Raw genomic sequence first — 13058 nt, 5'->3', positions numbered from 1 at the left:
CGCGCTTGCCGACGCCCGTGCACGGTGTATCGGCCCTCCGAGTCGTCCGAACATGAACGCACCACAAGTTTTCGATCCGCATGGCGCGGCCGCCGCCGTCGCCGCCGACCCCGCGCCCCGCTTGCGCGAGATTCCCTATAACTACACGTCCTTCTCGGATCGCGAGATCGTGATCCGCCTGCTCGGCGAAGAGGCGTGGTCGGTGCTCGACGAACTGCGCGCCGAGCGCCGCACGGGTCGCTCGGCACGGATGCTGTATGAAGTGCTCGGCGACATCTGGGTTGTGCGCCGCAACCCGTACCTGCAGGACGACCTGCTCGACAACCCGAAGCGCCGCGCGTTGCTGATCGAGGCGCTGAACCACCGCCTGACCGAGATCGGCAAGCGCCGCAACGCGGATCTCACCGCGCACCGCGACGACGCGGGCCGCGAGCGCGCATTGCGTGTCGAGATGCTCGAAACCGCCGCGCAGCGCGCGGTCAACGACTTCGCCGACGAATTCGAGAAGATGGCCGACCTGCGCCGTCGCGCGACCAAGGCGCTCGGCCGCTGCACGGAAAAGGACAACATCCGCTTCGACGGGCTGTCGCGCGTGTCGCACGTGACCGACGCGACCGACTGGCGCGTCGAATACCCGTTCGTCGTGCTGACGCCCGACACCGAAGCCGAGATCGCGGCGCTGATCAAGGCCTGCTTCGAGCTCGGCCTGACCGTGATCCCGCGCGGCGGCGGCACCGGCTACACGGGCGGCGCGGTGCCGCTCACGCCGTTCTCCGCGGTGATCAACACGGAAAAGCTCGAGCAGCTCGGCGCGGTCGAGCTGACCGAACTGCCGGGCGTCGCGCACAAGGTGCCGACGATCTTCTCCGGCGCGGGCGTCGTCACGCGCCGCGTGACGGAAGCGGCCGAGGCGGCCGGTTACGTGTTCGCGGTCGATCCGACGTCGCTCGACGCATCGTGCATCGGCGGCAACGTCGCGATGAACGCGGGCGGCAAGAAGGCCGTGCTGTGGGGCACCGCGCTCGACAACCTGGCCTGGTGGCGGATGGTCGACCCGGACGGCAACTGGCTCGAAGTCACGCGCCACGAGCACAACCAGGGCAAGATCCACGACATCGCGGTCGCGCGTTTCGAGCTGAAGTGGTTCGACGGTGCGTATGCGCCGGGCGAGAAGCTGCTGAAGAGCGAGATGCTCGAGATCGAAGGCCGCCGGTTCCGCAAGGAAGGGCTCGGCAAGGACGTGACCGACAAGTTCCTCGCCGGCCTGCCGGGCGTGCAGAAGGAAGGCTGCGACGGGCTCATCACGTCCGCCCGCTGGGTGCTGCACAAGATGCCCGCGCACACGCGCACCGTCTGCCTCGAGTTCTTCGGCCAGGCGCGCGAGGCGATCCCGAGCATCGTCGAGATCAAGGACTACCTGTTCGAGACGTCGAAGCAGGGCGGCGCGATCCTCGCGGGTCTCGAGCACCTCGACGAGCGCTACCTGCGCGCGGTCGGCTACGCGACGAAGAGCAAGCGCAACGCGTTCCCGAAGATGGTGCTGATCGGCGACATCGTCGGCGATGACGCCGACGCAGTGGCGCACGCGACGTCCGAAGTGATCCGGATGGCGAACGGCAAGAGCGGCGAAGGCTTCGTCGCGATCAGCGCGGAGGCGCGCAAGCGCTTCTGGCTCGACCGCAGCCGCACGGCCGCGATCGCGAAGCACACGAACGCGTTCAAGATCAACGAAGACGTCGTGATCCCGCTGAACCGGATGGGCGAGTACACCGACGGCATCGAGCGGATCAACATCGAGCTGTCGCTGAAGAACAAGCTGCAACTCGTCGACGCGCTGGAAGCGTTCTTCCGCGGCGGCAACCTGCCGCTCGGCAAGACCGACGATGCGAACGAAATCCCGAGCGCCGAACTGCTGGAAGACCGCGTGCAGCAGGCGCTGGAACTGCTCAAGCGCGTGCGCGCACGCTGGGAATTCGTGCGCGACCGGCTCGACCAGCCGTTGCGCGAGGCGCAGCACTACCTCGTGCAGCTCGGCTACGAGGCGCTCGCCGAGAGGTTCGCGGATCGCGCGGACGAACAGCCGGGCGCGACCGTGTTCCACATCTCGCAGGACCGCACGGTCCGCATCTCGTGGAAGCAGGAGATCCGCGCGGAGCTGCGCGCGATCTTCAACGGCGGCGCGTTCAAGCAGATCCTCGACGAAGCGCAGGCGATCCACAAGCGCGTGCTGCGCGGCCGCGTGTTCGTCGCGCTGCACATGCACGCGGGCGACGGCAACGTTCACACGAACATCCCGGTCAACTCCGACAACTACGAGATGCTGCAGGACGCGCACGCGTCGGTCGCACGCATCATGAAGCTCGCGCGCTCGCTCGACGGCGTGATTTCCGGCGAACACGGGATCGGCATCACGAAGCTCGAGTTCCTGACCGACGACGAGATCGCCGAGTTCCGCGCGTACAAGCAGCGCGTCGACCCGAACGGACGCTTCAACAAGGGCAAGCTGCTCGACGGCGCCGATCTGCGCAACGCCTATACGCCCAGCTTCGGGCTGATGGGCTACGAGTCGCTGATCATGCAGCAGTCCGACATCGGCGCGATCGCCGATTCGGTGAAGGACTGCCTGCGCTGCGGCAAGTGCAAGCCGGTGTGCGCGACGCACGTGCCGCGCGCGAACCTGCTGTACAGCCCGCGCAACAAGATCCTCGCGACCTCGCTGCTGGTCGAGGCGTTCCTGTACGAAGAGCAGACGCGCCGCGGCGTGTCGATCAAGCATTGGGACGAGTTCAACGACGTGGCCGACCACTGCACGGTGTGCCACAAGTGCGCGACGCCGTGCCCGGTGAAGATCGACTTCGGCGACGTCACGATGAACATGCGCAACCTGTTGCGCAAGATGGGCAAGAAGAAGTTCAACGCCGGCAATGCGGCCGGCATGTTCTTCCTGAACGCGACCAATCCGCAGACGATCAACGCCGCGCGCACGGTGATGATGGGCGTCGGCTACAAGGTGCAGCGCTTCGCGAACGACATGCTGAAGAAGGTCGTGACGAAGCAGACGCAGCACCCGCCCGCGACGACCGGCAAGCCGCCCGTCGTCGAGCAGGTGATCCACTTCGTCAACAAGAAGATGCCGGGCAACCTGCCGAAGAAGACGGCGCGCGCGCTGCTCGACATCGAGGACAACAAGATCGTGCCGATCATCCGCAACCCGAAGTCGACGACCGTCGATTCGGAAGCGGTGTTCTACTTCCCGGGCTGCGGCTCCGAGCGCCTGTTCTCGCAGGTCGGCCTCGCGACGCAGGCGATGCTGTGGGAAGCCGGCGTGCAGACGGTGCTGCCGCCGGGCTACCTGTGCTGCGGCTATCCGCAGCGCGGCTCGGGCCAGTACGACAAGGCCGAGAAGATCGTCACGGATAACCGCGTGCTGTTCCACCGTGTCGCGAACACGCTGAACTACCTCGATATCAAGACGGTGGTCGTGTCGTGCGGCACCTGCTACGACCAGCTCGCCGGCTACGAATTCGACAAGATCTTCCCGGGCTGCCGGATCATCGACATCCACGAGTTCCTGCTCGAGAAGGGGATGAAGCTCGACGGCGTGTCGGGCACGCGCTACATGTATCACGACCCGTGCCACACGCCGATCAAGACGATGGATCCGGTGAAGCTCGTCAACGAGCTGATGGGTTCGGAAAAGGACGGCTACAAGATCGAGAAGAACGAGCGCTGCTGCGGCGAATCGGGCACGCTCGCGGTCACGCGCCCGGACATTTCGACGCAGGTCCGCTTCCGCAAGGAAGAGGAGATCCGCAAGGGCGCCGCGAAGCTGCGCGCGATCCCGGTCGTGGCCGGCGATGCGGCGGCGCCGGCCGCCGCGGCCGCGAACGGCCCGGACGTGAAGATCCTGACGAGCTGCCCGTCGTGCCTGCAGGGCCTGTCGCGCTACAGCGAGGACGCGAACCTCGAAGCCGACTACATCGTGGTCGAAATTGCGCGTCAGGTGCTCGGCGAGAACTGGATGGCCGATTATGTCGCACGCGCGAACAATGGCGGGATCGAGCGCGTGCTGGTCTAATGCGGGCATGACGACCGCCCGACCGGGCCAGGAATGAGCGGGCGCCGGCGCAGCAATGCCGGCGCCCGTCCACATGGGAGCGACGATGGAATGCGTGTTTTGCCGTGAAGACGGCGGCGAGCTGCTCTGGCGCGACGATGCGGTGCGCGTCGTCCTCGCGACGGGCGAGCACGAGTATCCGGGCTTCTGCCGGGTAATCTGGGGCGCGCACGTGGCCGAATTCTCCGATCTCGGCGAACCCGAGCGGGCACACCTGATGCGCGTGGTCTACGCGGTCGAGCGGGCCGTGCGCCGTGTGATGCAGCCGAACAAGGTGAATCTCGCGAGCCTCGGCAACATGGTGCCGCACGTGCACTGGCACGTGATCCCGCGCTTTTCCAACGACGCCCACTTCCCGCAGCCCGTCTGGGCGCCGCGCCAGCGCAGCGTGTCCGAGGCGCTGCTGCGCTCGCGCGCTGCGCAGGCCTCGCTGCTGCACAATGCGGTGCGCGAGGAAATTCAACGCATGACCGATTCGAGGCAGCCATGAGCGGTTTGACTTCCACGACGCCGATTCCGTCCGGCGTCGTCGTGCACGCGGTGTCGCGCGTGCTCGAATTGCAGTACCCGAACGGCGACAGCTACCGGATTCCGTTCGAGCTGATGCGCGTCTATTCGCCGTCGGCCGAGGTGCGCGGCCACGGGCCCGGACAGGAGACGCTGCAGACCGGCAAGCGCGAAGTGACGATCACGGCGCTCGAGGGCGTCGGCAACTACGCGCTGCAGCCGACCTTCTCCGACGGCCATTCGACCGGCATCTACTCGTGGGATCTGCTGTACGAGCTGGCGACGCAGCAGGACGCGCTGTGGCGCGACTATTTCGACAAACTGAAGGCGGCGGGCGTCGAGCGCGACGCACCGATGCAGGCGGCCTCCGCGCCGCACGGCCACTGCCACTGAAATCGACGGCGCCCGCTCGGCGCCGTCTTGCCATTTACTGAGGATCAACGCGATGAGCAAAACCCACTTCGGCTTCGAAAGCGTCGAGGAAAACGAAAAAGCGAAGAAAGTGGCGGGAGTGTTCCATTCGGTCGCGAGCAACTACGATCTGATGAACGACCTGATGTCGGCGGGCATGCACCGCGCGTGGAAGGCGTTCACGATCGCGCAGGCGAACGTGCGCCCCGGTTTCAAGGTGCTCGATATCGCGGCCGGCACCGGCGACCTGACGAAATCGTTCAAGAAGGCGGCCGGGCCGACGGGCGAGGTGTGGCACACGGACATCAACGAATCGATGCTGCGCGTCGGCCGCGACCGGTTGCTCGACAAGGGGTTCGTGACGCCGTCGCTGCTGTGCGACGCCGAGAAAATTCCCTTTCCGGACAACTACTTCGATGTGGTCACGGTCGCGTTCGGGCTGCGCAACATGACCCACAAGGACGCCGCGCTGGCCGAGATGCGCCGCGTGACGAAGCCCGGCGGCCGCGTGATGGTGCTGGAATTCTCGAAAGTCTGGGATCCGCTGAAAAAAGCGTACGATCTGTATTCTTTCAAAGTATTACCGTGGCTTGGCGGCAAGTTCGCGAAAGATGCTGAAAGTTACCGGTATCTTGCTGAATCTATCCGGATGCACCCCGATCAGGACACGCTGAAGACGATGATGGAACAAGCGGGCCTCGATGCCGTCAAATATTACAATTTGTCAGGTGGCGTGGTAGCTTTACACATGGGAACCAAGTACTAAGGGGTTCTTTCCATACATTCGCCTTACATTTGGAGAAGCTGATGTCCGAAACGCGTTCGTTGTTCAACCGTAGCAAGCCGTCGAAGCCGTGGGCTCGACGAGTCGGCACACTGCTGATGGTCGGCCTGCTCACGGCCGGCACGTTCGCATCGCTCGACGCTGAAGCCAAGCGCATGGGCGGCGGGCGCAGCATCGGCCGGCAGAATTCCACCGTCACGCAGCGCCAGGCCACGCCGCCCGCACAGCAGCCGATGCAGCAGGCCGCGCCGTCGCAGGCGCAGCGTGCGAACCCGGCCACGCCCACGCCGGCCGCGCAGCCCAACCGCTCGCGCTGGCTCGGGCCGATCGCCGGTCTCGCGGCCGGTCTCGGCATCGCGGCGCTGCTGTCGCACTTCGGCCTCGGCGGCGCATTCGCGAGCATGATGGCGAACGTCATCGTGATCGCGCTGCTCGCGATGGTCGGTATCTGGCTGATCCGCAAGTTCATGAACCGCCGTCGCCCGCAGGAGCCGGCGTACTCGGTCGGCGGCTCGGCGTCGTCGTCGGGTGGCTACTCGCAAAGCCCGTCGTTCCAGCAAAGCAATACCGGCAGCAATTACGCGGGCAGCGGCAGCAGCTATGCGAACGAAGCGCAGGGCGTGTTCGGCGGCGGTGCAGCGGCCGCCGGCACGGCAGCGGCTGCGGCAGCACCGCTCCAGGTGCCGGCCGGCTTCGACACCGAAGCGTTCCTGCGCAGCGCGAAGGTCTACTTCGTGCGCCTGCAGGCGGCGTGGGACCAGGGCAACCTGGCCGACATTCGCGAGTTCACGACGCCCGAAATGTTCGCCGAGATCAAGATCGACCTCGATTCGCGCGGCAACGAGGCGAACCAGACCGACGTCGTGCAGCTCGACGCGGAGCTGGTTGCCATCGAGGATCGCGGCATCGAGCAGTCGGCGAGCGTGCGTTTCCACGGCCTGATCCGCGAATCGGCGAGCGCGTCGGCCGCACCGTTCGACGAGGTGTGGAACCTGGCGAAGTCGGGCAGCCAGGGCTGGCTGCTCGCGGGTATCCAGCAGATCAACACGCACTGAGCGTGTTCGGCGGCCCGCGCCGCCGGGCACCCGGGCGACGGCCGCCGCACTGCGACCGCTTGCCGCCCGGGTGTACGGTCAGGCACGGTCTGCCGACGATCCGACGTTACAATAGAAACCCGCGTGGGCGCCCGGCCTGCGCGGGTTTTTTCTTTCCCAGCCCGATGACCTTTGCCGCCAAGCCTTTTGCTGCTGCCGTCAATCACCTGCTCGCGCGCGAATCGTGGGCGCGCGACCGCCTGATTCCCTATGCGGGCAAGACTGCCCGGATCGACGTGCCCCCCGTCACGCTCACGCTGCTGGTGCAGCCCGACGGCTATCTGACCGCCGTCGACGCGCACGATGCGCAACGGGTCGACGTGTCGATCGCACTCGCGGGCGATACCGTCGCCGCGTTTCTGCAGGGCGGCCAGGCGGCCGTGATGAAGCACGTGAAGATCGAGGGCGACGCGGAATTCGCGACGCAGATCGCGAAGCTGGCCGAGCACCTGCGCTGGGAACCTGAAGAAGATCTCGCGAAGCTGGTCGGCGACGCGGCGGCATTCCGGATCGCGACGGTCGTGCGCGATGCCGGTGCACGCGCACGACGCACCGGCCGCAACGTGCTCGATTCCGTCGCCGAATACTGGCTCGACGAGAACCCGCAAGTCGTCCGGCGCACGTCGCTCGGCGGCTTCGACGCCGAACTGGCGCGCGCACGCGATGCGCTCGCGCGGGTCGAAAAGCGGGTCGAGCGACTCGAACAAAAAATCGGCGCGCGCACGGGCCCAGGCCCGCGCGGCGCGCACTGAGGGCCGCAGGGCATGCGCATTTTCCGTTTCATCAAGATTGTCTACACCGTCATCCGTTTTGGTCTCGACGAAGTGATGCTGTCCCGGATCGACGACCGGCGCGTGAAGCTGCTGCTGCGGATCACGACGATCGGCCGCCGCTATTCCGATCCGCCCGCCGTGCGGCTGCGTCACGCGCTCGAAAGCCTCGGCCCGATCTTCGTGAAGTTCGGCCAGGTGCTGTCGACGCGCCGCGACCTGCTGTCGGTCGATTTCGCGAACGAACTCGCGAAGCTGCAGGATCAGGTGCCGCCGTTCGATTCCGCTGTCGCGATCGCGATCATCGAGAAGTCGCTCGGGGCGCCGGTCGACGAGCTGTTCGACGAATTCGAGCGCGAGCCGATCGCGAGCGCATCGATCGCGCAGGTGCATTTCGCGAAGCTGAAGCAGGGCGTACACGCGGGCAAGGCCGTTGCGGTGAAGGTGCTGCGCCCGAACATGCTGTCCGTGATCGACTCGGATCTCGCGCTGATGCGCGACATCGCGATCTGGACCGAGCGCATGTGGGCCGACGGCCGCCGCCTGAAGCCGCGCGAAGTCGTCGCCGAATTCGACAAGTACCTGCACGACGAGCTCGACCTGATGCGCGAGGCCGCGAACGGCAGCCAGCTGCGCCGCAACTTCGCGGGCCTCGACCTGCTGCTCGTGCCCGAGATGTTCTGGGATTTCTCGACGTCGCAGGTGCTCGTGATGGAGCGCATGACGGGCGTGCCGATCAGCCAGGTCGAGACGCTGCGCTCGGCCGGCGTCGACATCAAGAAGCTCGCGCGCGAAGGCGTCGAGATCTTCTTCACGCAGGTGTTCCGCGACGGTTTCTTCCATGCGGACATGCACCCCGGCAACATCCAGGTGAGCCTCGACCCGAGCACGTTCGGGCGCTACATCGCGCTCGATTTCGGGATCGTCGGCGCGCTGTCCGATTTCGACAAGAACTACCTCGCGCAGAACTTCCTCGCGTTCTTCAAGCGTGACTATCACCGCGTCGCAACGCTGCACCTGGAATCGGGCTGGGTGCCGCCCGAGACGCGTGTCGAGGAACTCGAAAGCGCAATCCGCGCCGTATGCGAGCCGTACTTCGACCGCGCGCTGAAGGACATCTCGCTCGGCCAGGTGCTGATGCGCCTGTTCTCGACGTCGCGCCGCTTCAACGTCGAGATCCAGCCGCAGCTCGTGCTGCTGCAAAAGACGATGCTCAACGTCGAAGGGCTCGGCCGCTCGCTCGATCCCGAACTCGATCTGTGGAAGACCGCGAAGCCGTACCTCGAACGCTGGATGACCGAGCAGATCGGCCTGCGCGGCTGGTACGAGCGCTTCAAGGTCGAGGCGCCGCAGTGGAGCAAGACGCTGCCGCAACTGCCGCGCCTGATCCATCACGCGATGGCCGCGCGCCACGATGCGCCGCGCGCCGCGAGCGAGGAGCTGATGCGCCAGGTCCTCGTCGAGCAGAAACGGACGAACCGGTTGTTGCAGGCGCTGCTGATCTTCGGCCTGGCGGTCGGTGTCGGGGCGCTGGTCGCGCGCGTATTGCTCGCGCTCGCCTACGGCGCCTGACCGAAAGGAGTACGACGATGCCCGATCCTAAGCAACCGGCCGCACCGACGGCCGCCGATTTCGCGACGCGCGACCCGGCCAAGGCATCGTTCTGGGACGAGCGTTTCGCGCGCGGCGTGACGCCGTGGGAATTCGGCGGCGTGCCCGACGGCTTTCGCGTGTTCGCGCACCGGCTCGAGCCGTGCACGGTACTGATTCCCGGTTGCGGCAGTGCGCAGGAGGCCGGGTGGCTCGCGCAGGCCGGTTGGCCGGTGCGTGCGATCGATTTCGCCGCGCAGGCGGTAGCTGCCGCGAAGGCGCAGCTCGGCGCGCATGCGGACGTCGTCGAGCAGGCCGATTTCTTCACGTACCGGCCGCCGTTCGACGTGCAGTGGGTGTACGAGCGCGCGTTCCTGTGTGCGCTGCCGCCGGCCATGCGGGCCGGCTATGCGGCTCGGATGGCCGAGCTGTTGCCGGCGCACGGATTGCTGGCCGGCTATTTCTTCGTGATGGCGAAACCGAAGGGGCCGCCGTTCGGAATCGGGCGTGCGGAACTCGACGCGTTGCTCGCGCCGCACTTCGAGCTGATCGAGGATTTGCCCGTGACCGATTCGCTGGCCGTGTTCGAAGGGCACGAGCGCTGGCTCACGTGGCGCCGCCGCTGATGGGCGGGTGTCACGGCCATTGCCGGAGCGCGCCAGGGTTTCAGCTATAATTCAAGGTTTTGCAAGCCGTTTCCAGTTTCTGCGGGAAAAATATCATGCCGATCTACGCCTATCGATGCGAAGCGTGCGGTTTCGCGAAGGACGTGCTCCAGAAGATGAGCGACGCGCCGCTGTCGCAATGCCCTGAATGCGGGAAGGATGCTTTTCGCAAGCAGGTGACTGCCGCCGGTTTCCAGCTGAAGGGCTCGGGGTGGTATGTCACCGATTTCCGCGGCGGTTCGGGCGGCACCAGCGCACCGGCGACGGCGTCGGGTGACGCGGCGCCGGCCGCTTCGGCGGAAGCCGCGCCCGCAGCAGCCGCGCCGGCTGCCGCAAGCTCTTCCGACAGCACGACGACGAGCGCCGCGCCTGCACCGGCCGCAGCGCCCGCCGCCAGCAGTTGACCGTCGCGGCCCGGCCGGGTCGCGACCAACCCGCGCCGCCGGCGCGGTTCATTGACGGCAGATGATGAAAAAGACGACCCTGAAATCGGTGTTTCTGACCGGCCTGCTGGTTCTCGTCCCGCTCGCGATCACGCTGTGGGTGCTCGGCCTCATCATCGGCACGATGGACCAGACGCTGCTCCTGCTGCCCGAATCGTGGCAGCCCGAGCGGATGCTCGGCTTCCATCTGCCGGGGATCGGCGCGGTGCTGACGCTCGCGTTCATCTTCGTCGTCGGGCTGGCCACGCGCAACTTCATCGGCCAGAAGCTCGTCACGTGGTGGAACGCGGTCGTGCGTCACATCCCGGTCGTCGGGCCGATCTACACGAGCGTCAAGCAGGTGTCGGACACGCTGCTGTCGAGCAGCGGCAACGCGTTCCGCAAGGCGCTGCTGATCGAATACCCGCGCCGCGGCTCGTATACGATCGCGTTTCTGACCGGCGCGCCCGGCGGCGACGTGGTCAACCATCTGACGGAAGAGTACGTGAGCGTGTACGTGCCCACGACGCCGAACCCGACGTCGGGCTTCTTCCTGATGCTGCCGAAGAGCGAAGTCATCGAACTCGACATGTCGGTCGATGCCGCGCTCAAGTACATCGTCTCGATGGGCGTCGTGGCGCCTCCGGCGCCGGCTCCGGCGCCCGCCCGCCGCCCCGTCGAGCCGCCGCTGTAAGTAAAGAATCATCGCCCGGGCCGCGCGTTGCGGCGCCCGTTGATCAAACCGAACGAAAGCAAACATCATGTCGATGCGTACTGAATACTGCGGTCTCGTGACCGAACACCTGCTGGGCCAAACCGTGTCGCTGTGCGGCTGGGTGCAGCGCCGCCGCGATCACGGCGGTGTGATCTTCATCGACCTGCGCGATCGTGAAGGCCTCGTGCAGGTGGTGTGCGACCCGGATCGCGCCGAGATGTTCGCGACCGCCGAAGGCGTGCGCAACGAGTTCTGCGTGCAGATCAAGGGCCTCGTGCGCAACCGTCCGGAAGGCACGGTCAACGCCGGCCTGAAGAGCGGCAAGATCGAAGTGCTGTGCCACGAACTGATCGTGCTGAACGCGTCGGTCACGCCGCCGTTCCAGCTCGACGACGACAACCTGTCGGAAACGACGCGCCTCACGCACCGCGTGCTCGACCTGCGTCGCCCGCAGATGCAGCACAACCTGCGCCTGCGCTACCGCGTCGCGATCGAGGCACGCAAGTACCTCGACGAGCAGGGCTTCATCGACATCGAAACGCCGATGCTGACGAAGAGCACGCCGGAAGGCGCGCGCGACTACCTCGTGCCGTCGCGCGTGAACGCGGGCCAGTTCTTCGCGCTGCCGCAGTCGCCGCAGCTGTTCAAGCAGCTGCTGATGGTCGCGAACTTCGACCGTTACTACCAGATCACCAAGTGCTTCCGCGACGAAGACCTCCGCGCCGACCGTCAGCCGGAATTCACGCAGATCGACTGCGAAACGTCGTTCCTGGGCGAGCAGGAAATCCGTGACCTGTTCGAAGACATGATCCGTCACATCTTCAAGACGACGATCGACGTCGAGCTCGACGCGAAATTCCCGGTGATGCCGTACTCGGAAGCGATGGCGCGTTTCGGTTCGGACAAGCCGGACCTGCGCGTGCAGCTCGAATTCACCGAGCTGACCGACGCGATGAAGGACGTCGACTTCAAGGTGTTCAGCACGCCGGCCAACGCGAAGGACGGCCGTGTTGCGGCGCTGCGCGTACCGAAGGGCAGCGAACTGTCGCGCGGCGACATCGACGGCTACACGGAATTCGTGCGTATCTACGGCGCGAAGGGCCTCGCCTGGATCAAGGTCAACGAGAAGGCGAAGGGCCGCGACGGCCTGCAGAGCCCGATCGTCAAGAACCTGCACGACGCATCGATCGCGGCGATCCTCGAGCGCACCGGCGCGGAAGACGGCGACATCATCTTCTTCGCGGCCGACCGCGCGAAGGTCGTCAACGACAGCCTCGGCGCACTGCGCCTGAAGATCGGTCATTCGGAATTCGGCAAGGCGAACGGCCTCGTCCAGGCCGGCTGGAAGCCGCTGTGGGTCGTCGACTTCCCGATGTTCGAATACGACGACGAAGATGCGCGCTACGTGGCTGCGCACCACCCGTTCACGAGCCCGAAGGACGAGCACCTCGAGTACCTCGAGACCGACCCGGGCCGCTGCCTCGCGAAGGCGTACGACATGGTGCTGAACGGCTGGGAAATCGGCGGCGGTTCGGTGCGTATCCACCGCGAGGAAGTGCAGAGCAAGGTGTTCCGCGCGCTGAAGATCGGTGCGGAAGAGGCGCAACTGAAGTTCGGCTTCCTGCTGGACGCGCTGCAGTACGGCGCGCCGCCGCACGGCGGTATCGCATTCGGTCTCGACCGCATCGTCACGATGATGGCCGGCGCCGATTCGATCCGCGACGTGATCGCGTTCCCGAAGACGCAGCGTGCGCAGGATCTGCTCACGCAAGCGCCGAGCCCGGTCGACGAGCGCCAGCTGCGCGAACTGCACATCCGTCTGCGCCAGCCGGAACAGCCGAAGGCGTAACGCGTTTTCGCACCCGGTCGTGTGTGCGGTCACGCGCACACGACACCCATGAAAAAGGCGCCGCGATGCGCCTTTTTCATTTTTTGCGGTACAGTCGCAGCACTTGCCGTACGTTCGGAGCACATGGCCGGCGC

Annotated in this window: 11 protein-coding genes; all 11 read left to right on the top strand. The window is 66.1% G+C overall.

Translation table 11 applies throughout. From position 1 onward, the window contains the following. Positions 1-52: 52 nt before the first annotated feature. The 11 genes from BLA15945_RS19685 (at position 53) to aspS (ending at position 12924) form a co-directional block, all read left to right on the top strand. Positions 53-4078, top strand: coding sequence for a DUF3683 domain-containing protein (locus BLA15945_RS19685; RefSeq protein ID WP_174993187.1), 4026 nt, complete (start codon positions 53-55; stop codon positions 4076-4078). A gap of 85 nt (positions 4079-4163) precedes the next feature. Next, entirely contained in the window at positions 4164-4607 is a 444-nt protein-coding gene (locus BLA15945_RS19680) for an HIT family protein (protein WP_059233221.1), read from the top strand. Beyond that, entirely contained in the window at positions 4604-5017 is a 414-nt protein-coding gene (locus tag BLA15945_RS19675; protein ID WP_069747065.1) for a gamma-butyrobetaine hydroxylase-like domain-containing protein, read from the top strand. The genes BLA15945_RS19680 and BLA15945_RS19675 overlap by 4 nt, the downstream gene beginning before the upstream one ends. Positions 5018-5069: 52 nt before the next feature. Further along, complete coding sequence (gene ubiE / locus BLA15945_RS19670; protein ID WP_174993186.1) at positions 5070-5801, top strand: bifunctional demethylmenaquinone methyltransferase/2-methoxy-6-polyprenyl-1,4-benzoquinol methylase UbiE; 732 nt, start codon at positions 5070-5072, stop codon at positions 5799-5801. Positions 5802-5842: 41 nt separating this feature from the next. Then, entirely contained in the window at positions 5843-6874 is a 1032-nt protein-coding gene (locus BLA15945_RS19665) for a Tim44 domain-containing protein (RefSeq protein WP_059236622.1), read from the top strand. Between the two features lie 164 nt (positions 6875-7038). Next, positions 7039-7665, top strand: a complete 627-nt coding sequence (locus BLA15945_RS19660) for a ubiquinone biosynthesis accessory factor UbiJ (RefSeq protein ID WP_174993185.1) — start codon at positions 7039-7041, stop codon at positions 7663-7665. Positions 7666-7677: 12 nt separating this feature from the next. Further along, the gene (ubiB, locus tag BLA15945_RS19655) at positions 7678-9255 is read left to right on the top strand and encodes a ubiquinone biosynthesis regulatory protein kinase UbiB (RefSeq protein ID WP_059233225.1); all 1578 of its coding nucleotides are present in this window, start codon (positions 7678-7680) and stop codon (positions 9253-9255) included. Positions 9256-9272: 17 nt separating this feature from the next. Further along, complete coding sequence (locus tag BLA15945_RS19650; protein WP_059233226.1) at positions 9273-9899, top strand: class I SAM-dependent methyltransferase; 627 nt, start codon at positions 9273-9275, stop codon at positions 9897-9899. A 95-nt stretch (positions 9900-9994) separates the two neighbouring features. Then, a complete protein-coding gene (locus tag BLA15945_RS19645) occupies positions 9995-10342 on the top strand; it encodes an FmdB family zinc ribbon protein (RefSeq protein ID WP_059233227.1) in 348 nt (115 codons plus the stop codon). Positions 10343-10403: 61 nt separating this feature from the next. Next, the gene (locus tag BLA15945_RS19640; RefSeq protein WP_014896080.1) at positions 10404-11054 is read left to right on the top strand and encodes a DUF502 domain-containing protein; all 651 of its coding nucleotides are present in this window, start codon (positions 10404-10406) and stop codon (positions 11052-11054) included. A gap of 67 nt (positions 11055-11121) precedes the next feature. Beyond that, a complete protein-coding gene (aspS, locus tag BLA15945_RS19635) occupies positions 11122-12924 on the top strand; it encodes an aspartate--tRNA ligase (RefSeq protein ID WP_059233228.1) in 1803 nt (600 codons plus the stop codon). Positions 12925-13058: the final 134 nt, after the last annotated feature.

The sequence above is a fragment of the Burkholderia arboris genome (assembly GCF_902499125.1).
Lineage (GTDB): Bacteria > Pseudomonadota > Gammaproteobacteria > Burkholderiales > Burkholderiaceae > Burkholderia > Burkholderia arboris.
This window is presented reverse-complemented; position numbering and strand designations above follow the sequence as displayed.

Coding starts and splice junctions, on each gene's coding strand:
- BLA15945_RS19685 (WP_174993187.1), top strand. CDS start 53: ATGAACGCACCACAAGTTTTCGATCCGCATGGCGCGGCCGCCGCCGTC.
- BLA15945_RS19680 (WP_059233221.1), top strand. CDS start 4,164: ATGGAATGCGTGTTTTGCCGTGAAGACGGCGGCGAGCTGCTCTGGCGC.
- BLA15945_RS19675 (WP_069747065.1), top strand. CDS start 4,604: ATGAGCGGTTTGACTTCCACGACGCCGATTCCGTCCGGCGTCGTCGTG.
- ubiE (WP_174993186.1), top strand. CDS start 5,070: ATGAGCAAAACCCACTTCGGCTTCGAAAGCGTCGAGGAAAACGAAAAA.
- BLA15945_RS19665 (WP_059236622.1), top strand. CDS start 5,843: ATGTCCGAAACGCGTTCGTTGTTCAACCGTAGCAAGCCGTCGAAGCCG.
- BLA15945_RS19660 (WP_174993185.1), top strand. CDS start 7,039: ATGACCTTTGCCGCCAAGCCTTTTGCTGCTGCCGTCAATCACCTGCTC.
- ubiB (WP_059233225.1), top strand. CDS start 7,678: ATGCGCATTTTCCGTTTCATCAAGATTGTCTACACCGTCATCCGTTTT.
- BLA15945_RS19650 (WP_059233226.1), top strand. CDS start 9,273: ATGCCCGATCCTAAGCAACCGGCCGCACCGACGGCCGCCGATTTCGCG.
- BLA15945_RS19645 (WP_059233227.1), top strand. CDS start 9,995: ATGCCGATCTACGCCTATCGATGCGAAGCGTGCGGTTTCGCGAAGGAC.
- BLA15945_RS19640 (WP_014896080.1), top strand. CDS start 10,404: ATGATGAAAAAGACGACCCTGAAATCGGTGTTTCTGACCGGCCTGCTG.
- aspS (WP_059233228.1), top strand. CDS start 11,122: ATGTCGATGCGTACTGAATACTGCGGTCTCGTGACCGAACACCTGCTG.